This window comes from Nocardioides sp. URHA0032 (assembly GCF_000620645.1).
GTDB lineage: Bacteria > Actinomycetota > Actinomycetes > Propionibacteriales > Nocardioidaceae > Nocardioides.
In genome coordinates, this window is the sequence record NZ_JIAV01000020.1 from 189057 (window position 1) to 209097 (window position 20041).

Consider the following 20041-nt stretch of genomic DNA (forward strand, 5'->3'; position numbering starts at 1 on the left):
GCACGGAAGCAAGCAAGGAGACGAGTCGGGAGCTGATCCCGAGTCGAAGGTGGAGATGGCAATGACAGCAGAGACCCTGGACCCCCAGGCGAGGACGATCCCGGCACCGGTCAACGGCGTGCCGAGGCCAGCAGTGCCGGCGGAGCCTGTCGCCGGGGACGCGCGTGACGAGGCGACCGTCGAGCCTCTGCGGGGGGTGGCCCGGACGATCGCGGCGAACATGGACCTGAGCCTGGGCGTCCCGACAGCGACGAGCGTGCGGACGGTGTCCGCGAAGGTCCTGGTCGAGAACAGGGCCGCGATCAACGAGCACCTCGGCCGTACGGTCGGCGGCAAGCTCACGTTCACGCACCTGATCGGCTGGGCCCTGGTCAGGTCCCTGCGGACCTTCCCAGGGATGAACGCCCACTACGAGGAGCAGGGTGGGCGGCCGGTGCTCGTCACGCCGGCGCACGTGAACCTCGGTGTCGCGGTCGACGTCGTCCGGGCGGACGGAACACGGACCCTGGTCGTGCCCAGTGTGAAGCGCGCTGACGAGATGGGCTTCCGCGAGTTCGTCGACGCGTACGACGACCTCGTGCGGCGCGCCGGCCGGAACGCGCTCGTGCCGGCGGACCACGCCGGCGCCACGCTGTCGCTCACCAACCCCGGAGGGGTCGGCACCCAGCAGTCGATTCCCCGGCTGATGGCCGGACAGGGCCTGATCATCGGCGCGGGATCACTCGAGGTCCCCGCCGGATACAGCGGAGCGTCCGGGCACGCCCTGGCTGACCTCGGCGTCGGGCCGGTCATCACCCTGACGAGCACCTACGACCACCGCGTGATCCAGGGTGCGGCGTCGGGTGAGCTGCTCCGCGCGGTCGACCGGCTGTTGAACGGTGCCGACGACTTCTACGAGGAGATCTACGCGGTCCTCAAGATCCCGTACGCCCCGGTCGAGGCGGCCACGGACGTCTACGTCCGCGAGGACTCCGAGGTCGGCCGGCAGGCGCGCGTCCAGGCGCTCATCGAGGCGTACCGGATGCGGGGACACCTGATCGCCGACGTCGATCCCGTCGCCTACCAGCAACGCTCCAACCTGGACCTCGCGCTCTCGAGCCACGGGCTGACCCTCTGGGACCTCGATCGGGAGCACGTCGCGGGTGACCTCGGCGGCTCGGGTCCCCGCCGACTACCGCTGCGCGACATCCTGAGCATCCTGCGCGACGCCTACTGCCGGACCCTCGGGGTCGAGTACATGCACATCGCAGACCCGGTCCAGCGGCGCTGGTTCCAGGAGCGGCTCGAGAAGCCGTACCGGCGCCCGAGCCACGAGCAGCAGGTCCGCATCCTGGCGAAGCTCAACCAGGCCGAGGCGTTCGAGACGTTCCTGCAGACCAAGTACGTCGGTCAGACGCGGTTCAGCCTGGAGGGCTCGGAGGCGCTGCTCCCGCTGCTCGACGAGCTGATGAGCGAGGCTGCTGTCGAGGGGTTCGACGGCGCGGAGCTCGCCATGGCCCACCGGGGCCGCCTGAACGTCCTGACGAACATCGCGGGCAAGCGGTTCTCGGAGCTCTTCCGGGAGTTCGACGGGACCCAGGAGCTCGACGGGTCCGGTGACGTGAAGTACCACCTCGGCACGTCCGGCGTGTATCGGGGCCTCCAGGGGCAGGAGCTGCCGGTCCACATGACCGCGAACCCGTCGCACCTCGAAGCCGTCGACGCCGTCCTGATGGGCACCACCCGGGCGCAGCAGGACCGGAGGGGGAGCCGGAGCTCGACGCTTCCGGTGATCATCCACGGTGACGCCGCGATGGCCGGGCAGGGTGTCGTCAGCGAGACCGTTCAGATGTCCAAGCTGGCCGCCTACGACATCGGCGGCAGCATCCGGATCACGGTGAACAACCAGATCGGTTTCACCACCCTGCCGAGCGACGCGCGGAGCTCGACGTACGCCACGGACGTCGTGAAGGCGGTGCAGGCGCCGGTCCTCCACGTCAACGGTGACGACCCCGAGGCAGTCGTGCGCGCCGCGCAGCTCGCCTTCGACTACCGCCAGACCTTCCACCGCGACGTGGTCATCGACCTCATCGGGTACCGCCGTCGCGGCCACAACGAGGCCGACGACCCGTCGATGACACAACCGGGGATGTACGACCTCATCGGTGGCAAGGCCAGCGTGCGGAGCGTGTACCTCGACGCACTCCTTCGCCGTGGCGACGTGAGCCAGGCAGAGTTCGACGCCGCCCACCGCGACTTCGAGACCGTCCTCGAGCAGGCGTTCGCGCAGGCGCGTGAGGACGAGCGGCGGCCCGCGCCGCCCGAGGAGCAACGCTCGGGGGCTCCGGCGCCGGACTCGACCCGACCGACCGTGCACGACCTGGGCCGACTGGCCGAGGTGATCACGACACCGCAGGCCGGCTTCGTCCCGCATCCGCGGGTGGCGAAGCTGCTGGCGAAGCGACGGGAGTCCGTCCTCACCGGCGAGCTCGACTGGGCGACCGGTGAGCTGCTCGCCCTGGGCAGCCTGGCGCACGAGGGCACTCCGGTCCGTCTGGTCGGCCAGGACTCCGGTCGCGGAACGTTCGCGCAGCGGCACGCCCTGGTCTACGACCGCCTGACCGGCGCGCGCTGGTCGGCACTGGAGGCCGCCGCCGCGGACGGAGTTCGCGCAGGCGTCCACGACTCGTTCCTGAGCGAGTACGCCGCGATGGCCTTCGAGTACGGCTACTCGGTGGAGAGCCCCGAGTCCCTGGTGCTGTGGGAGGCGCAGTTCGGTGACTTCGCGAACGGTGCCCAGATCGTCGTCGACGAGTTCCTGTCGTCCGCCGAGCAGAAGTGGGGGCAGCGCAGCTCACTGGTGCTGCTGCTGCCGCATGGGCTCGAGGGCAAGGGCCCCGACCACTCGTCGGGCCGGATCGAGCGGTTCCTGCAGCTCTGTGCCGAGAACAACATGATCGTCGCTCAGCCGACCACGCCCGCGTCGTACTTCCACCTGCTCCGCGAACAGGCGGCCCGCTCGCCGCGGAAGCCCCTGGTCGTCTTCACGCCCAAGTCGATGCTCCGTGCCCGTGGCGCGACCAGCACCGTCGACGAGCTGGCCGGCGGGACCTTCGCCCCGGTCCTGGACGACGCGCGGATCAAGGACCCCGCAGCGGTGCGGCGCGTCCTCGTCGTGTCCGGAAAGATCTACTACGAGGTGCAGAGCCGCCTCGAGAAGCTCGCGCCGGAGGTGGCTCAGGCCGTCGCGGTGGTGCGGCTGGAACAGCTGTACCCCGCACCGGTGGAGCAGCTGCGGGCTGTCCTGGACCGGTATCAGGCGGCCGAGTGCGTGTGGCTCCAGGAGGAGCCCCGGAACCAGGGTGCCTGGACGTTCATGGCGACCGAGGTGTTTCCCGCGCTCGATCGAACGAGCCGAGTCGTCTCTCGGCCGCCCGCTGCTGCGCCGGCCACGGGCTCGCCGGCGCGTCATGCTGCCGAGGACGCTGCGTTGATCGCAGAGGCGCTCTCCATCGGCCCCGCCCCGCGGGAGCTGTGATGGAACCCGAGTCGGTCGTCTCGATGTCGGAGGAGGCGCTCAAGTCCTGCCCGGTGGGCGTCCGGCACTTCGAGGTCGCAGGCTTCGACCCTCCTGTCGACCGGGCGCCCCCTGAGGCCGGTAGGGCGAGGTCGAGGTACGCGGCGCCGGGGCCGCCGGCGCCGACGGTGAGGACCTCTGTCGAGCTCAACCTCCGTCTTCCGAGCCGGGCCGTGGTTCCGGCGCGCGTGATCACTTTCCGGGATCTCGCCGATGGTGGCGAGCACGTCGCGGTCGCCCTGGGGGAGCAGGTCGCGGCTCGCCGCGCGGGTCGTCCTCCGCTGGTCCGCATGCACTCCGAGTGCCTGACAGGAGACGTCTTGTGCTCGGCCAGGTGCGACTGCGGTCCTCAGCTGCGAGAGGCGCTGGAGGCACTTCATCGCGAAGGTGGGTACCTGCTCTACCTTCGTCAAGAGGGCCGCGGCATCGGTCTCTACTCGAAGATCGACGCCTATGCCCTCCAAGATGACGGGCTCGACACCTTCGCTGCCAACAGGGCGCTCGGATTCGCCGATGACGAGCGCGACTACGAGGTCGCGGCGCAGATGCTGCAGGCGCTCGGTGTGGGCGCCGTCGAGTTGCTGACCAACAACCGGACGAAGACCCGAGCGCTCGAGTCGTTCGGGATCTCCGTGGTGCGCCAACGCCCGACCGGGGTGTTCGAGACGCCGGAGAACTCCCGATACCTGGCGGCGAAGGCCGAGGCCGGGCGCGGCTGACGCGCAGCCGCACCACGAGGGCGCTCGAACTCGCTCACTCGCGCCCGTCGCGGTCCCGACGGGCTACGAAGGCGCCCTCCGGGCCGCCACCTCGTCGGAGCGCCTCGCGCCCTGGTGTCGTCCCGGACGACCTCTGGTGCGTTCGGCGTCGGTTGGCCGCACACTGGTGGGAACCCCGTGCCCCCTTCCTACGGAGCGAGACGATGCCCACCTACCGGATGATGTACGGCGAGACCGAGGCCGACGCGGTGACCGAGACCTATGACGGTGTCGACGTCGAACGTGAAGACGGCTGGGTGGTCTTCTTCCGTGGTCGCGAGGCCATCCTGCGCGTGCAGGAGGCTCACGTCTGGTCCCTCGAGCAGGTGTCCGACGACGACTCCTCGGCTGCCGACTAGGCGTCCGGCGGGCCGGCTGGACGCGGCCGGAGCGCTCACGACCCCGGTGTCGTGACCGCGACCTGGATCACCCGGTCCACTGCCGCGGGTCCCGGCACCATCGCGCTCGACTTGCGTCCGGGCGCCGCGCCGTGTTCACTAAACAGAACATCTATTCTGTTTTGGAGGACGTCGTGCGCGCCAGACTCATGGCCCACCCGCCGTGGCGGCAGCTCTTGATCGTGTCCGTGGTCCTGCCGATGGTGGTGGTCCTGGCGGTCTGCGCCTTCGCGTGGCCCACGTCCCAGGTCCGCCCACGGGAGCTGCCGGTGGGTGTCGTCGGGTCCGATGCCGCCACGGAGCAGGTGTTGACCGCCCTCGACCAGTCCGCGCCCGGTGCGTACGACCTGCGGATCTACGCGGACGAGGACGCTGCCGAGCAGGCGATCGAGGCGCGCGAGGTCTACGGGGCGCTGGCCGTCTCGCGGTCCGGGGTCAGCGTCCTGACGTCCACTGCGGCCAGCCCGACGGTCGCCCGCCTCCTGACCGACCTCGCCGGGACGATGGCCGCGAGGACCGCGCAGGGGGACATCGACCCGCCGGTCCGTATGACGGACGTCGTCGCCGCCGATCCGGACGACCCGAACGGCGCGGTGCTGAGCTCGGCGCTCCTGCCGCTGTCCATCTGCAGCCTCATCATCGCGGCGGTCGTCGCGCTGCTCCTGGAGTTCGGTCCGGCCTGGCGGATGACACTGGCACTGGTCTGCGTCTCGGCGTTGGCCGGTCTCGGCGTCTACGCGGTGGGCCAGTGGTGGCTCGGCGTGCTCCCGGGCGAAGCCGTCGCGACCTGGGCGGCGCTGGCCCTGCTCGTGCTCGCGATGAGCTCGACCACCGCCGGCCTGATCTCGCTCGTCGGGTCACCGGGTCTCGGGATCGGCGCCGCCATCATGGTCTTCATCGGCAACCCCTTCTCGGGCACGACCTCGGCCCCCGAGCTCCTGCCCGACATCGCCGACCACGTGGGGCAGTGGCTGCCACCCGGCGCCGGTGCGAACCTGGTGCGCTCGACGACGTACTTCGGCGGCAGCGGCGCCGAGCCGCACGTCCTGGCGCTCCTGGTGTGGGTCGCCTTCGGGCTGGGCGCGATCGCCAGCGGACACCGCAGCTTCACGGGGTTCGCGGCGCGCCGTCAGCGCGCGCGGGCGGCCGGTCACGGAGCGGTGATCGCGAGCAGGCCGTCCACGTAACGGTCCCGGTCCACGCGCCGGTCGACGACCTGCTGGACGACGAGCCCGTCCAGGATCCCGACCAGGACCTGAGCCACCGCATCAGGGTCCGCGTCCACGCTCACGGTGCCGTCGGCCTGGCACCGGGCGACGGCCGTCGCCACGGTCTCCCGCAGCTTCGCGAACCGGTCGGCCGCCATCGAGCCGACCTCCGGGTCCCGGGCCGCCTCCGCCCAGATCTGGACAGCGATCGTGGCTGACCTGTCGCCGTACGTCGAGGTAGCCGAGTCGATGAGCTCCTCGACGACGTCGCGCAGCGCGACCGGGGCGTCGCGCTCGGCGAGGCGGAGCAGCCGCTCGCCGGTGGGTTCGAGCGCTTCCCCGGCCAGGGCACGGATCAGGTCCTGCTTCGACGCGAAGTAGCCGTACACCGCGCCCGCCGAGAGGCCCGCCGCCGCGATGACGTCGGCCATCGTGGTCCGGTGGAACCCCTCCTTGGCGACGCACCGCGCGGCCGCCGCGAGGATCTGCGCCCGACGGTCGGCGCGGTACTGCTCGGAGACCTTGGGCACTCTCGCAGCATAGGACGGCGGGCAGGTCAGAGGCGCTCGCCGGCCTCGACGCGGGCCGCGACGGTGTTGCCCGCGGGCGCGAGCGGGCAGCGCCAGCGGTCGTCGTAGCGACACGACGGGTGGTAGGCGAAGTTGAGGTCGAGCACGAGCGAGCTCGCGTCACCGCCCAGCCAGGCGCCCTTCGCGGTGTCGAGCAGGTACCGACCACCGCCGTAGCTGCCGGCGCCCGCCGTGCCGTCGCGCAGCGGCACGAAGATGCCGCCGGCGTACTGGTGCATCCACCAGACGTCCAGGCTCGCCTCGACCGGCACGGGGAGCTCGACCCGGCCGATCCGCTGCAGGGTCAGGGTCCCGTCGGCGCCGGTGTCGACCTCGCGCTCCTCCGGCTCCGCCTCGAGCAGGGGTACGACGAAGCGCAGGGCCGGGTCGTAGGGCCAGTAGCCCACGACCTCGGAGGTCGGGCTGTCCGGATGCGTCGCGAAGAGCGCGGTCCGGCCCTCGCGCCAGAGCCGGTGGCCCTCCTCGGGATCGGCGGCGGCGCGGACGGCGGCGTACAGGTCGGCGACCCGCATCCGCCAGTCGACCAGGGTCAGCTCGGAGGTCGTCATCCCGCCAGCGTGCCAGCAACCGGCGCAGCGGTCCTCTGCCCCGTCGGCCGTCAGCCCGCCGAGCGCCTCCTGCTGAGCCGCGCGTCGCGGCGCCGGCGGAGGCGGCGGACCAGCCGCGGCGCGTGCGCCTCGGCGGCGGGGTTGTCGATGAGCCGGTTGAGGAGTTGGTGGTAGCCGGTCGGCGTGAGGTCGAACCGCTCGCGGACCACGGTGTCCTTGGCCCCGGCGTGAGCCGCCCAGTCCTGCTCGAAGGCGAGGATCTCGCGGTCGAGGTCGGTCAGGTCGTCTGCAGGCACGGGGAAATCCTCACACGAGGCCCCGGGACGCCAGGAACCGGTCCACCTCGATCCGGACGCCGACGCGCAGCGGGTTCGGGCTCGGCTCGCGGTAGCGGCCGGCGTACTGCACCTCGGCGCGCCGCACCGAGGCCTCGTCCGTGCGCACGGCCGCCCGCCCCTCGAGCGTCGACCAGTGGCGGCCCTCGACCTGGCAGATCGCCACCACCGCGGAGTGCTCGAGGTTGCGCGCCTTCTGCGAGGACGCGTTGGTGATCACCCACGCGCACCGCTCCTCGAGGTCCAGCACCGCCCCGACGGGTACGACGTGCGGAAGCCCATCCGCCCGCAGCGTCGTGAGCGTGCACAGGCGGCGCTCGGTCCAGAAGTCCAGCAGGGCCTGGGGGAAGTCGTCCCAGCCGGGTCGCCATGAGGTCACGTGGCCGATGCTGTCACGACCGGCTGGCTAGGTTCGAGGCATGGCCCTCGCGTCCCTCGTGGACACCCTGCTCGACCGCACCGTGGTGCCCGGCTACACCCGCATCGGTCCCGCCGTACGGCGCCGGCTGAGCACCTGGCCGGCCGACCCGCCCGCGGACGCGCTCGCGGGTGCGCGGGTGCTGGTCACCGGGGCGAGCAGCGGGCTCGGGGTCGCGACGGTCGAGGGGCTGGCCGCCCTCGGGGCCGAGGTCGTCCTCGTCGTCCGCGACACCGACAAGGCCGCGCGGGTGGTCCGCCAGCTCCAGGGCCGCAACCCGCTCGCCCGGCTCGAGGTGCGGCGCTGCGACGTCGGCGACCTGGAGGACGTACGCCGGTTCGCCGGCGAGCTCGAGGGCGACGTCGACGTGCTCGTGCACAACGCCGGGGTGATGCCGGCCGAGCGCACCGAGTCGCCGCAGGGGCACGAGCTGTCCATGGCGGTGCACGTCCTCGGCCCGGTGCTGATGACCGACCTGCTCGGCGAGCGGCTGGCCGGCGGCCGCGTCGTGCTGGTGACGTCGGGCGGGATGTACACGCAGAAGCTGCGCGACGACGACCCGGAGTACCTCGACGGCGACTACTCGCCGACCACCGCGTACGCCCGCAGCAAGCGCGCCCAGGTCGAGCTGCTCCCGCTGCTCCAGCGCCGCTGGCCCGCGACCGACGTGCACGCCACGCACCCCGGCTGGGCGGACACCCCCGGCGTCGCCGACTCGCTGCCGACCTTCCGCCGGCTCACGGCCCCGCTGCTGCGCGACGCGGCGGAGGGCGCGGACACGACGATCTGGCTCGCCGCGACGCAGCCCCCGCCGCCCGGTGGGCAGCTGTGGCACGACCGGCGGCCGCGTCCCACCCAGCTGCTGCCGAGGACGCGCACCGGCGTGGTCGAGGCGGAGCGGATGTGGGCGTGGGTGGCGGCGCAGACCGGGCTGAGCGGCTAGCGCCACAGCTTGAGTCTCGATACGCCGGTCGCGGCCTCGTTCCTCGGCCGCGCGGCTACTCGACCTGGCACCGGGATCCCTGCGTTCGCAAGCTCAGGAAGGGCGGTGCTCAGATCTCGATACGCCGGTCGCGGCCTCGTTCCTCGGCCGCGCGGCTACTCGACCTGGCACTGGGATCCCTGCCTTCGCAAGCTCAGACAGGGCGGTGCTCAGATCCACCTCGAGAACCAGATCCGGTCCAGCCACTCCGAGTGCGTGAGCAGCTGGTTGGTCCAGATCGGCCAGAACCACGCGAAGTTGACCAGCGCGAGCACGAAGAACGCGCCGGAGACGATCACGCCGAACGTCCGTCGTCCGGACGGCACTCGCGCGGTGCCGATCAGCTTGCCCATCGCCAGGGTGAGCGCGAGCACGACGAAGGGCAGGGTGACGACGGCGTAGAACAGGAAGATCGGCCGGTCGTCGTACTGCAGCCAGGGCAGCCAGGTCGACGCGACACCGACCACCGCCACGCCGAACCGCCAGTCCCGCGCCCCGATCCACATCACCAGCGCGAACAGCAGCGCCAGGCAGCCGGCCCACCAGATCGTCGGGTTGCCGAGCAGCAGCACCTGGCGCAGGCAGTCGCTGCCCTCCGGGGCGTGGCAGCCCTGCGTGCCGGGCTTGATGCCGGTGTCGGCCGCGACGCCTACCGGCCGGTTCTGGAGCAACCAGCCGGACGGCTTCGACTGGTAGGTGTGCGTGCTGCCGTTCAGGAAGTGCGTGTGGAACGCGTAGACGTCGTGGTGGTAGTACCAGAGCGACCGCAGCGACTGGGTGACCTCGCCGAGTCCGGACGCGTCCGGCTCGGTGCGGGTCGGCCAGTCCTGGCCGCCGTGGTAGTGCGTGTACTGGGTCGCGGAGAGGTGCTCCTCGTACTGGTGGGCGTGCATCAGCCAGCCGGTCCACGTCGCGACGTACACGACCAACCCGACCAGCACGAGGTGGACGAACGCCGGGATGCCGTCGGCGACCGCCGACCTCGCGACCGGCCAGCGGACGCCGAAGGACCGGCGCGCGCCGGCGGACCAGACCCAGCACAGCAGCCCGAACGCCGCGAGCGGGTAGATCGCCTCCCACTTGGTCCCGAGCGCCAGGCCCCACGCGAGGCCGCCGACCAGCAGCCAGGGCCGGAACAGCACCCGGGGGCCCCAGCCGTGGCGGACCGGCTCGTCCAGCCGGGACGCGAGCCGGAGCCGAAACCAGTCGCGGTCGGCGACGATGCAGTGCACGCCGCACAGCACGAAGAAGGCCACGAAGATGTCGAGGAGCGCGAGCCGCGAGAGCACGAACTGCAGTCCGTCGAAGCTGAGCAGCAGCCCGGCGACGACGCCGAGCGCGGTCGAGCCGGTGATCCGCCGGGCGAACCGGCACATCACCAGCACCATCAGCGATCCGACGACGGCCGCGGAGACCCGCCAGCCGAACGGGTCCATCCCGAACGCCTTGATGCCCAGCGCGATCAGCCACTTCCCGACCTCGGGGTGCACGATCATCTCCGGGCTGTCCTTGTAGACGCCGGTGAGCGTGGTCCCGTTGAGGATCAGGTCGTTGGCCTTGTCGGTGGCGTCCCGCTCGAAGCCGAAGTTCAGCAGCGACCAGGCGTCCTTGGCGTAGTACGTCTCGTCGAACTCGAAGACGTGCGGCTGGCCGAGGTGCCACAGCCGCAGGAACAGCGCCAGCAGCGCCACCGCGATGCAGGCCGTCCAGCCGACGAACGGGTCCTCGAGCCGGACCCGGGCCCGCGCCCGCTCCCACGCGGAGGGCACCGGCCGGCCGAGCGCGGTGCGGGAGAGACCGGCGCGCGGAGGCTCGGGCGGCGCGGCGGTCGTCACGGTGGAAGACTCTACGGCCGTGGCCCCCAGCACCGGCGTACTCGTCCTCGCAGCGACCCCCATCGGCCGGGTCGCCGACGCGCCACCCCGGCTCGCCGAGGAGCTCGCCACCGCCGACGTGGTCGCAGCCGAGGACACCCGGCGCCTGCGCCGCCTCACCGGCGACCTCGGCGTCACCGTGTCGGGCCGGGTCGTGTCGTACTTCGAGGGCAACGAGACCGCGCGGACGCCGGCCCTGCTGGAGGCCCTCCTGAACGGCGAGCGGGTGCTGCTCGTGACCGATGCCGGGATGCCGAGCGTGTCGGACCCGGGCTACCGGCTGGTGGCCGCCGCGGTCGAGCACGACGTGACCGTGACTGCAGTGCCGGGGCCCTCGGCGGTGCTGACCGCGCTGGCCGTGAGCGGGCTGCCGGTGGACCGGTTCTGCTTCGAGGGCTTCCTGCCCCGCAAGGCCGGCGAGCGGGCCCGCCGGCTCGGCGCCCTCGCGAGCGAGGAGCGCACGATGGTGTTCTTCGAGGCGCCGCACCGCACCGAGGCCGCCCTCGGCGCGATGGCCGAGGCGTTCGGGTCGGACCGGCCGGCGGCGGTCTGCCGCGAGCTGACCAAGACCCACGAGGAGGTACGCCGGGGGCCGGTCGGCGACCTGGTCACCTGGGCCGCCGACGGCGTGCGCGGCGAGGTCACCATCGTGGTGCAGGGCGCGGACCCGACTGCCGGGATCGCGACCGACGCGGACAGCCTCAGGGCAGCGGTCGCCGAGCTCGAGGCCGACGGCACCAGCCGCAAGGAGGCGATCGCGGAGGCGGCCAGGCGCGCCGGCGTACCGAAGCGTGAGGTCTACAACCTGGTGCACGGGGCAGGAGAGCGGGCATGAGCGAGCGGATCACGACCATCAGCAACGAGGGCCTGACCTTCGACGTCCTCGACGAGGGGCCGGAGGACGGCGCCCCCGTCGTGCTCCTGCACGGCTTCCCCGAGCGCAGCAGCACCTGGCGCGAGGTGGCCCCGATCCTGCACGCGGCGGGCCTGCGTACCTACGCGCTGGACCAGCGGGGCTACTCGCCGGGCGCCCGGCCGCGCCCGCGCTCGGCGTACAAGATGCACCACCTCGCGGGGGACGTCGCCGCGCTCGTCCAGCAGGTCGGCGCGCCGGTGCACCTGGTCGGCCACGACTGGGGCGCGGCGGTCGGATGGGCGGTGTCCGCCCGGTTCCCCGACCTGGTCAGCAGCTACACCGCGATCTCCGTGCCGCACCCGGCGGCGTTCGCCCGCGCGATGAAGGACCCGGCCCAGCGGCGCAAGTCGCGCTACATGGCGTTCTTCAACGTGCCGCTGATCCCCGAGCTCACGGCCCGCAGGGCCGGCGGGCGGTTCGACACGAGCATGGCCAGGGCTGGCATGACGCCCGAGGAGGTGGCGCGGTTCCGTCGCGAGATCGTCGAGTACGGCGCCCTGCCGCATGCGCTGGGCTGGTACCGCGCGCTGCCGCTGACGAGGCCGGGCACCACCGACTTCACCGTCACGGTCCCGACCACGCTGGTGTGGAGCACCCGCGACATCGCCATCGACCGGGTCGGCGTGGAGGGCACCGAGCGCTGGGTCGAGGCGCCGTACGACCTGGTCGTGCTCGACGGCGTGAGCCACTGGATCCCGACCCACGCGCCGCGGGAGTGCGCGGACGCGATCCTCGCGCGGGTCGGCGGGTGAGCCGGCCGCCGGCGCCGGAGCCGCTGCCGCACCCGGTCGTCGACAACCACTGCCACCTCGACGTGGTCCGCTCGGGCGACGACGGCCTGCCGGTCGAGGAGGCGCTGGCGGCCGCGGCCGCCGTGGGCGTGACCCGGATCGTCCAGATCGGCTGCGACCTGCCCGGCGCCCGGTGGGCGGTCGAGGCCGCGCTGCGGTACGACGCCCTCGTCGCCGGCGTCGCGCTGCACCCCAACGAGGCGCCGCGGCTCGCTGACCTCGACGGCGCGATGGCGGAAATCGAGTCGCTGGCCGGTGCGCACGACAAGGTGCGCGCGGTGGGGGAGACCGGCCTCGACCACTTCCGCACCGGCGAGGAGGGGCGTGCCGTGCAGGTCGAGTCGTTCCGCCGGCACATCGACCTCGCCAAGCGGCTCGACAAGGCCCTGGTCATCCACGACCGCGACGCGCACGCCGAGGTGCTGCGTGTGCTCGACGATGAGGGCGCCCCCGACCGCTGGGTGATGCACTGCTTCTCCGGCGACGCGGCGTTCGCCCGCCAGTGCCTGGACCGCGGCGCCTACCTGTCGTTCGCCGGGACCGTCACGTTCAAGAACGCCGAGCCGCTGCGCGAGGCGCTGGCGCTCACCCCCCGCGACCGGGTCCTCGTCGAGACCGACGCGCCGTACCTGACCCCGGTGCCGCACCGCGGCCGCACCAACGCGTCGTACCTCGTCCCGCTCACCATGCGGGCGATGGCCGAGGTGCGCGGCGACGACCTCGGCGAGCTGTGCGCCGCCGTCGACGCGAACACCGCGGTGGCGTTCGGTGGGCGTTGGGGTGACACGTCGGGTTTCACCGGCTGACCGGAGAAACCCGACGGACACGCCGAGGCCCCACGGCGTGTCCGTCGGGTTTCAGCGGACAAGTACGTCGCACATGTGACGGAAGATGCCAGTGAGGCCGGTGAGGCCGCCGCAGACAACAGGAAGCTCAGCGCGCCTCCGCGAGTACGGCGTCGCGGTCCTCGGGCAGCACGAAGCCGGCGGCGATGGCCGCGTCGGTGGCCGCGGTGTAGGCGGCGAGGTACTCCTCGTGCGACGACCAGATCGAGCGCGGCAGCGGCCGGGTGCTTCCGAACAGCCAGCAGATCGGCGGCCCGCCGGGGGCGGCGAAGCCGGACACCAGGTCGGCGGGTGCGTCCACGACCGGCGTCCGGACGCCGCCGCGCGCGTTGCCGACCTCGTCGAGCACCAACGACTCGCCGGAGACCTCGAGCAGCGGGGCGGACGGCGCCGACGGCCCGCCGCGCGCCCACGACTCCAGCCGGCGCAGCGCCGCCCGCACGACGTACACCTGCTGCCCGCGGTTGACCGGCTCCGGGCAGCCGAGGAACGGCTCGTGCCGTCCGATCTGGAACTTGTCGGCATGGGCCGTGCCCGCGACCTCCCAGGTCCGGAGCAGGTCGTCGTCGGGCTGCCGGCTGAGCACCGACCAGAGCGGCCCGAACAGGTCGGTCTCGGTCTGGAGCACGATGACCGGCGCCGTCAGGTCGCGGAAGAGCACCGGTCCGTGCTCGACGACGTCGTCGAGGCTGGCGCCGCGCCCGGGCACACAGGCCGGCAGCCCGGCGTGGTCGCGGCTGTGCACGAGGAACCCGTCGAACGGGTGCTCGCGCACCGTGTCGAGATAGCTGGTCAGCCCCATCGCCGACTGCGACTCGCCCACCGCGAGCACGCAGTCCGACCCGAGATCCGCGGCCAGGCCGCGTGCGACCTGCGTGTAGAGGTCCAGGCAGTACGCGTCCCCTGGATGCGACAAGCTGCCGTAGCGCTCCGGGTCGAGGGCCGTCAGGCCGCGCGCCTCGAGCCCGCTCTCGACCGCCGGCGGTCCGCCGTGGACGCCGTTGAACTGCGCCGACACCCCCGCCCACGTGTGTCCCCGGCGCACGATCTCCTCGGCGAGGTAGTTCCAGTCAGGAGTGGCGTCCTGACCGCCGCTGACATTGAGCCACTCCACCACCAGCGTGCCGCTGCCCTCGCCGGCCGGCCGGCGGAGCGCCACCCGGGTCGCGTACGCCGCGGGCGGGTGGCTGGCGTACGAGAGGGCCGTCCCCGAGGCGCGAAGCTCCTCCTCGACGTACCCGCGCGCCGGAAGGTCTGGACCGGCGACCGGCGGGACCAGCGCGACGCCGTTCCCGCAGGTCAGCGCCGAGAAGTCGGCGCGAGCGGGTGCGGTCACGAGCGGACTTTACCGTCGAGATCCTGCTCACGTCCGGGCGAGATGTGGCAGGTTCGGCTTGCAATCGAGCGGAAAGGCTGGTGCGCTGGAACGACTTGAAGGCCGGGATCGGGACTGATTCCGCCAGTGCTGGTGGCCCACGGGCCCCGCAGAAGACACCCCCGAACGCATCGCCCCCCGCAGCCGCGGAAGCGCGCGTCCGGCGCGCTGGCACCCGAGGCCCGGGGAGTACGACGTTCGGAGAATCGTGCAGGACAGCAAGCCCACCAGGCTCAGCCGGATCGTCCGCAGCCGACCCCTCATGATCGCCCTCGCGGGCGTGGTGGTCCTGGCGGTCGCCGGCTCCACCTGGGGTTACAGCGCCCTCAGCAAGACCGTCACCCTCAGCCTCGACGGCAAGTCCGAGCAGGTGACCGCCTTCGGCGGCACGGTCGGCGACGTCCTGGAGGCGCAGGGGGTCGACGTCAGCAGCCGCGACGTGGTCGCCCCGAGCCTCGACGAGAAGGTCGAGGACGGCAGCAAGATCACCGTGCGGTTCGCCAAGCAGCTCCAGCTCGACGTGGACGGCAGCACCAAGACCTATTGGGTCACCGCCACCACCGTGTCCCGCGCACTCGACGAGATCGGCCGCAGCTACCGCGACGCCGACCTGTCGGTCAGCCGCGGCGGCAGCATCGACCGCGAGGGCATGACCCTCCAGGTGGTCACCCCCAAGACGCTGCACGTGAAGCTCGGCGCCCACAGGATGGTCAAGAAGACCGTCACCGCCCTCACCGTCGAGGACGCCCTCGACGAGCTGGGGGTGCAGGTGGGCAAGCACGACGAGACCAAGCCGGCGCCGAAGCACACGCTCCAGGACGGCGACACGCTCGTCTTCACGAACGTCAAGATCGTCACGAAGCACGTCAAGGGCGAGGTCGTGGACTACCCGACCGTGGAGCAGGACGACTCCTCGCTGTACGAGGGCCAGACCTCTGTCGCCCGCGACGGCAGCACCGGCCTGCGCGACGTGACCTACCGGATCGTCTACCGCAACGGCGAGGTCGCGGTGCGCAAGGTGCTGCACCAGCAGGTGCTGCGCCAGCCCGTCCCCGAGCTCGTCAAGGTCGGCACCAAGAAGCAGCAGGCGACGACCAACTTCGCCGGCGGCAGCACCGTCTGGGACGCGCTCGCCCGCTGCGAGTCGGGCGGCAACTGGGCCACCAACACCGGCAACGGCTACTACGGCGGCCTGCAGTTCAGCCTCGGCACCTGGCAGGCGTACGGCGGCTCCGGGCTGCCGAGCAACGCCAGCCGGGAGACCCAGATCGCGATCGCGACCAAGATCCGCGACGCGTCGGGCGGGTACGGCGCCTGGCCGGCCTGTGCCGCGTCGCTGGGGCTCCCGCGCTGACGGTTACCCTTCCGGACATGTCGACGTCCGCGGGCCCCCGTCTGCTGGGGCCCGCGGACGTTCGCGCGTTGGCGGCCCGTCTCGACCTGCGCCCGACCAAGCAGCGCGGGCAGAACTTCGTCATCGACGCGAACACGGTCCGCCGCATCGTCCGCGAGTCCGGGGTCGGCCCGGACGACGTCGTCGTCGAGGTCGGCCCGGGCCTGGGCTCGCTGACCCTGGCCCTGCTCGAGGTCGCCGGGCGGGTGGTCGCGATCGAGGTCGACGACAAGCTCGCCGGCCTGCTGCCCGAGACGATCGCCGACCACGCGCCGGCGCAGGCGAACCGCTTCGAGGTCGTGCTGGCCGACGCGATGCGCATCGAGGACGTGCCCGGCCCGCCGCCGACCGCCCTGGTGGCGAACCTGCCCTACAACGTCTCGGTCCCCGTGCTGCTCCACCTCCTCGCCCTCCTGCCCAGCCTCGAGCGCGGCCTGGTGATGGTGCAGTCCGAGGTGGCCGACCGGCTGGCCGCGCCGCCGGGCTCCAAGGTGTACGGCGTGCCGTCGGTCAAGGCCGCCTGGTACGCCGAGGTGCGCCGGGCCGGCGCCATCGGCCGCAACGTGTTCTGGCCCGCGCCGAACGTCGACTCCGGGCTGGTCGCCTGGACCCGGCGCGAGCCGCCGGCCACCAGCGCGACCCGGCAGGAGGTGTTCGCGGTCGTCGACGCGGCGTTCGCGCACCGTCGCAAGGCGCTGCGCGGCGTGCTCCGCTCGCTCGCGTCCGGCGAGGCGGTCGACGCCGCGCTCGCGGCAGCCGGCATCGACCCGCTCGCGCGGGGCGAGTCGCTCGCGATCGACGACTTCGTGCGGATCGCGGAGGGGCTGACCGCCGCGTGAACGAGCTGACGGTCCGCGCGCCCGCGAAGGTCAACCTGCACCTCGGGGTCGGCGCCCCCCGCGAGGACGGCTACCACCCGCTGGTCACCGTCTACCAGGCGGTCGGGCTGTACGACGACCTCACCGCCCGCGCGGCGCCCGGCTGGGCGCTCGCGGTCGGCGTGCCCGACTGGATGGACGCGGCCGCCGTACCGACGGCGGGGGAGAACATCGTCGACCGGGCCGCGGACCTGCTCGCCGCGCACCACGGCATCGAGCGCACCGGCGAGCTGCACATCGCGAAGGCGATCCCCGTCGCCGGCGGGATGGCCGGAGGCTCCGCCGACGCCGCGGCCGCCCTCGTCGCGCTGGACCGGCTGTGGGAGGTGCGCACCTCCGACGAGGACCTGCTCGCGCTGGCCGCGCAGCTCGGCAGCGACGTGCCGTTCGCGCTGCTCGGCGGGACCGCGCTCGGCACCGGCCGCGGCGAGCTCGTCGACGCGGTCGAGGACCGCGGCACCTGGTGGTGGGTGGTCGTGCCCGCCGAGGTCGGCACGTCGACGCCGGAGGTGTACCGGCACTTCGACCGGATGTTCCCCGACGCGCCCACGGAGCCGGTGCCTGCCGACGCGTTGCTGACCGCGATCGCCGAGGGCGACACCTGGGCGCTCGCCGACGCGCTGCACAACGACCTGGAGGCCGCCGCCATCGACCTGCGCCCCGAGCTCGGCACGCTGATCGAGGCGGGGGAGGAGGCCGGGGCGCTCCGCGGCATCGTCTCCGGCTCCGGGCCGACCTGCGTGTTCCTCTGCGGGTCCGCCGACCACGCCCGATCCCTGGCCGCGGACCTCCAGGGCAGCGGCCACCCCGTCGTCCTCGCCGCCAACGGCCCGGTCGCCGGCGCCCACCTGGTGTCCTATGCCTAGGGGGCCGTGGTGACGGTCCCCAACCTGCTCAACCTGGAACGGGTGTCCAAGTCCTACGGCATCCGCCCGCTCCTCACGGACGTCTCGCTGGGCATCGCCGTGGGCGAGCGGATCGGCATCGTCGGCCGCAACGGCGACGGCAAGACCACGCTGCTCGAGGTGATGACCGGCCTCGAGGAGCCGGACACCGGGCGGGTGTCGATGCAGCGCGGGCTGCTGGTCGGCTACCTGCACCAGGGCGACCAGCTCGAGGACACGCACACCGTGCGCGAGGCGGTGCTCGGCGGCCGGTCCGACCACGAGTGGGCCGCCGACCCGCGCACCCGGGAGGTCGTCGACGTGCTGCTGGCCGGCGTCTCCCTGGACCGCGCGGTGGTCGGCCTCTCCGGTGGCGAGCGCCGCCGCTGCTCGCTGGCCGCGCTGCTGCTCGACGACCACGACCTGGTCGTGCTCGACGAGCCCACCAACCACCTCGACGTCGAGGCGGTCGCCTGGCTGGCCCAGCACCTGGCGAACCGCCCCTCCGCGCTGGCCGTCGTCACCCACGACCGGTGGTTCCTCGACGCCGTCTGCCAGTGGACGTGGGAGGTGCACGACGGCGTCGTCGACGCCTACGAGGGCGGGTACGCCGCGTTCGTGCTCGCCAAGGCCGAGCGCCAGCGCCAGGCCGCGGCCTCGGAGATCCGCCGGCAGAACCTGGTGCGCAAGGAGCTGGCCTGGCTGCGCCGGGGTCCGCCGGCCCGGACCTCGAAGCCGAAGTTCCGCATCGACGCGGCCAACCAGCTGATCGAGGACGTGCCGCCGCCGCGGGACCGGATGGAGCTCCAGCGCTTCGCGGCCCAGCGGCTCGGCAAGGACGTGATCGACGTCGAGGACGTCGACCTGTACCGCGGGGACCGGCAGCTGCTCGCGCACGCGACCTGGCGGCTCGGGCCGGGCGACCGGGTCGGCATCGTCGGCGTGAACGGCGCCGGCAAGACCTCGGTGCTCGCGATGCTGTCCGGCGAGCTCGCGCCGGCCGTCGGACGGGTCAAGCTCGGCCGCACCGTCGCCCTCCAGCACCTCACCCAGCAGCTCGACGACCTCGACCCCGGGGGGCGGGTGCTGCCGACGGTCGAGTCGATCCGGCGCGTCACCCGCACGGCGGACGGCGAGATCACCGCGTCCGCGATGCTGGAGCGGTTCGGGTTCACCGGCGACCGGCTCACCGCACGCATCGGGGACCTCTCGGGCGGCGAGCGACGCCGGTTCCAGCTGCTCCGCCTGCTGCTCACCGAGCCGAATGTGCTGCTCCTCGACGAGCCCACCAACGACCTGGACATCGAGACGCTGAACGTCCTCGAGGACTTCCTCGACGGCTGGCCCGGCACGCTCGTCGTGGTCTCCCACGACCGGTACTTCCTCGAGCGGGTCACCGACTCGGTCTGGGCGCTGCTCGGCGACGGGCAGATCTCGATGCTGCCGCGCGGCGTCGACGAGTACCTCGAGCGCAGGGCCGCGGCGCTGCACCTGGAGATGACTCCGCCGACACCGCCGGAGCCGGCGCCCGCCGTACCCGTGAAGGTCAAGGCGGGCAGCGCCGAGGAGCGCAACGCCCGCAAGGTGCTGGCCCGGACCGACAAGCAGCTGGAGCGGATCGCCGAGCGCGAGGCGGCGCTCAACGCCGAGATCGCCGAGCACGCGCAGGACTACGTGCGGCTCGCGGAGCTGTCCGCCCAGCTGGACGAGCTGGCCGCCGAGAAGGAGGAGCTCGAGCTCGAGTGGCTCGAGGCCGCGGAGGTGCTCGAGTAGGTCAGCCGGCGAACGGCGACAACAGGGTCCGCAGCAGGCCGGCCAGGCGGGTGCGGTCGCGGTCCGGCAGGCCGGCGAGGAACCCCTGCTCGGCCGCGAGCAGCTCCTCGAAGGCGCGGTCGACGGTCGTCCGCCCCTCGGGGGTGAGCCGCACGAGCACGCCGCGGCGGTCGTGCGGGTCGGGCAGTCGCTCGACCAGGCCGCGGGCGGCGAGCCGGTCCACCCGGTTGGTCATCGTGCCGCTGGTCACGAGGGTCTCGCGCAGCAGCCGGCCCGGTGAGAGCTCGTACGGCGCGCCGGCCCGGCGCAGCGCGGCCAGCACGTCGAACTCCCACGACTCCACCCGCGCGGCCGTGAACGCGTCGCGGCGGGCCAGGTCCAGGTGCCGGGACAGCCGGCCGATCCGGCTGAACACCTCGACGGGCGCGAGGTCGAGGTCGGGGCGCTCGCGCGCCCACGCCTCGACCAGCTCGTCGACCTCGTCCCGCATGGCGGCAGCGTAGCGGATCCGTCGAGAAT

At 72.8% G+C, this 20041-nt stretch carries 19 protein-coding genes; 12 read left to right on the plus strand and 7 right to left on the minus strand.

Going from position 1 to position 20041, the window contains the following annotated elements; translation table 11 throughout:
* Positions 1-61 precede the first annotated feature (61 nt).
* From N538_RS24975 to N538_RS24980, 4 genes are all read left to right on the plus strand, one after another.
* Positions 62-3517 carry a multifunctional oxoglutarate decarboxylase/oxoglutarate dehydrogenase thiamine pyrophosphate-binding subunit/dihydrolipoyllysine-residue succinyltransferase subunit gene (locus N538_RS24975; protein ID WP_197025310.1) on the plus strand — a complete coding sequence of 1152 codons (3456 nt, stop codon included), beginning with the start codon at positions 62-64 and terminating at the stop codon, positions 3515-3517.
* 167 nt (positions 3518-3684) lie between these two features.
* On the plus strand, positions 3685-4275 hold the full coding sequence (locus N538_RS0111345) for a GTP cyclohydrolase II (protein ID WP_028637408.1): 591 nt from the start codon (positions 3685-3687) through the stop codon (positions 4273-4275).
* Between the two features lie 203 nt (positions 4276-4478).
* Complete coding sequence (locus N538_RS0111350; RefSeq protein ID WP_028637409.1) at positions 4479-4673, plus strand: hypothetical protein; 195 nt, start codon at positions 4479-4481, stop codon at positions 4671-4673.
* A gap of 173 nt (positions 4674-4846) precedes the next feature.
* A complete protein-coding gene (locus tag N538_RS24980) occupies positions 4847-5899 on the plus strand; it encodes an ABC transporter permease (RefSeq protein WP_155992059.1) in 1053 nt (350 codons plus the stop codon).
* Here the strand turns inward: N538_RS24980 and N538_RS0111360 are convergent.
* The 4 genes from N538_RS0111360 to N538_RS0111375 are packed head-to-tail and all read right to left on the minus strand — an operon-like array spanning position 5863 to position 7772.
* The gene (locus N538_RS0111360; protein ID WP_028637410.1) at positions 5863-6450 is read right to left on the minus strand and encodes a TetR/AcrR family transcriptional regulator; all 588 of its coding nucleotides are present in this window, start codon (positions 6448-6450) and stop codon (positions 5863-5865) included. The two genes, N538_RS24980 and N538_RS0111360, sit on opposite strands and share 37 nt — an antisense overlap.
* Positions 6451-6476: 26 nt before the next feature.
* Positions 6477-7058, minus strand: a complete 582-nt coding sequence (locus N538_RS0111365; RefSeq protein ID WP_028637411.1) for a DUF1684 domain-containing protein — start codon at positions 7056-7058, stop codon at positions 6477-6479.
* Between the two features lie 50 nt (positions 7059-7108).
* Positions 7109-7354, minus strand: a complete 246-nt coding sequence (locus N538_RS24985) for a DUF3263 domain-containing protein (protein ID WP_051549198.1) — start codon at positions 7352-7354, stop codon at positions 7109-7111.
* A gap of 10 nt (positions 7355-7364) precedes the next feature.
* Entirely contained in the window at positions 7365-7772 is a 408-nt protein-coding gene (locus N538_RS0111375; RefSeq protein ID WP_036570175.1) for a pyridoxamine 5'-phosphate oxidase family protein, read from the minus strand.
* Between the two features lie 40 nt (positions 7773-7812).
* On the opposite strand from N538_RS0111375, the gene N538_RS0111380 reads away from it, so the two are divergent.
* The gene (locus N538_RS0111380; protein ID WP_028637413.1) at positions 7813-8754 is read left to right on the plus strand and encodes an SDR family NAD(P)-dependent oxidoreductase; all 942 of its coding nucleotides are present in this window, start codon (positions 7813-7815) and stop codon (positions 8752-8754) included.
* A 209-nt stretch (positions 8755-8963) separates the two neighbouring features.
* On the opposite strand, the gene N538_RS0111385 is transcribed toward N538_RS0111380, so the two are convergent.
* Positions 8964-10628 carry a dolichyl-phosphate-mannose--protein mannosyltransferase gene (locus tag N538_RS0111385; protein ID WP_051549200.1) on the minus strand — a complete coding sequence of 555 codons (1665 nt, stop codon included), beginning with the start codon at positions 10626-10628 and terminating at the stop codon, positions 8964-8966.
* A 19-nt stretch (positions 10629-10647) separates the two neighbouring features.
* Here N538_RS0111385 and rsmI point away from each other — a divergent pair, with 19 nt between their 5' ends.
* From rsmI to N538_RS0111400, 3 genes are read left to right on the plus strand one after another with little or no spacing between them, the layout of a single operon-like run.
* On the plus strand, positions 10648-11502 hold the full coding sequence (gene rsmI / locus N538_RS0111390; protein WP_028637415.1) for a 16S rRNA (cytidine(1402)-2'-O)-methyltransferase: 855 nt from the start codon (positions 10648-10650) through the stop codon (positions 11500-11502).
* Positions 11499-12335, plus strand: a complete 837-nt coding sequence (locus tag N538_RS0111395; protein WP_028637416.1) for an alpha/beta fold hydrolase — start codon at positions 11499-11501, stop codon at positions 12333-12335. Before rsmI ends, N538_RS0111395 begins: the two co-directional genes overlap by 4 nt.
* Positions 12332-13180, plus strand: coding sequence for a TatD family hydrolase (locus N538_RS0111400; protein ID WP_036570177.1), 849 nt, complete (start codon positions 12332-12334; stop codon positions 13178-13180). The genes N538_RS0111395 and N538_RS0111400 overlap by 4 nt, the downstream gene beginning before the upstream one ends.
* A gap of 127 nt (positions 13181-13307) precedes the next feature.
* Here N538_RS0111400 and N538_RS0111405 read toward each other — a convergent pair whose 3' ends face one another.
* The gene (locus N538_RS0111405; RefSeq protein ID WP_051549202.1) at positions 13308-14555 is read right to left on the minus strand and encodes an alpha/beta hydrolase domain-containing protein; all 1248 of its coding nucleotides are present in this window, start codon (positions 14553-14555) and stop codon (positions 13308-13310) included.
* A 247-nt stretch (positions 14556-14802) separates the two neighbouring features.
* Between N538_RS0111405 and N538_RS0111410 the strand changes: the two genes are divergently transcribed.
* Genes N538_RS0111410 through N538_RS0111425 form a run of 4 tightly spaced genes read left to right on the plus strand, consistent with a single transcriptional unit; the run spans position 14803 to position 19522 of the window.
* Complete coding sequence (locus tag N538_RS0111410; RefSeq protein WP_269320328.1) at positions 14803-15948, plus strand: resuscitation-promoting factor; 1146 nt, start codon at positions 14803-14805, stop codon at positions 15946-15948.
* Between the two features lie 17 nt (positions 15949-15965).
* Complete coding sequence (gene rsmA, locus N538_RS0111415; protein ID WP_028637420.1) at positions 15966-16826, plus strand: 16S rRNA (adenine(1518)-N(6)/adenine(1519)-N(6))-dimethyltransferase RsmA; 861 nt, start codon at positions 15966-15968, stop codon at positions 16824-16826.
* Positions 16823-17731 carry a 4-(cytidine 5'-diphospho)-2-C-methyl-D-erythritol kinase gene (locus tag N538_RS0111420; RefSeq protein WP_036570179.1) on the plus strand — a complete coding sequence of 303 codons (909 nt, stop codon included), beginning with the start codon at positions 16823-16825 and terminating at the stop codon, positions 17729-17731. Before rsmA ends, N538_RS0111420 begins: the two co-directional genes overlap by 4 nt.
* Before the next feature lie 9 nt (positions 17732-17740).
* Positions 17741-19522: an ABC-F family ATP-binding cassette domain-containing protein gene (locus N538_RS0111425; protein WP_036570290.1), complete on the plus strand. Its 1782-nt coding sequence runs from the start codon at positions 17741-17743 to the stop codon at positions 19520-19522.
* Between the two features lies 1 nt (position 19523).
* Here the strand turns inward: N538_RS0111425 and N538_RS0111430 are convergent, their stop codons facing one another.
* A complete protein-coding gene (locus N538_RS0111430) occupies positions 19524-20012 on the minus strand; it encodes a MarR family winged helix-turn-helix transcriptional regulator (protein ID WP_028637423.1) in 489 nt (162 codons plus the stop codon).
* Between the last annotated feature and the right edge of the window lie 29 nt (positions 20013-20041).

What these genes read in the sequence shown, in the direction of transcription:
- N538_RS0111430 (WP_028637423.1), bottom strand. Translation starts at nt 20,012, where the DNA reads ATGCGGGACGAGGTCGACGAGCTGGTCGAGGCGTGGGCGCGCGAGCGC.
- rsmA (WP_028637420.1), top strand. Translation starts at nt 15,966, where the DNA reads ATGTCGACGTCCGCGGGCCCCCGTCTGCTGGGGCCCGCGGACGTTCGC.
- N538_RS0111380 (WP_028637413.1), top strand. Translation starts at nt 7,813, where the DNA reads ATGGCCCTCGCGTCCCTCGTGGACACCCTGCTCGACCGCACCGTGGTG.
- N538_RS0111350 (WP_028637409.1), top strand. Translation starts at nt 4,479, where the DNA reads ATGCCCACCTACCGGATGATGTACGGCGAGACCGAGGCCGACGCGGTG.
- N538_RS24975 (WP_197025310.1), top strand. Translation starts at nt 62, where the DNA reads ATGACAGCAGAGACCCTGGACCCCCAGGCGAGGACGATCCCGGCACCG.
- N538_RS0111395 (WP_028637416.1), top strand. Translation starts at nt 11,499, where the DNA reads ATGAGCGAGCGGATCACGACCATCAGCAACGAGGGCCTGACCTTCGAC.
- N538_RS0111365 (WP_028637411.1), bottom strand. Translation starts at nt 7,058, where the DNA reads ATGACGACCTCCGAGCTGACCCTGGTCGACTGGCGGATGCGGGTCGCC.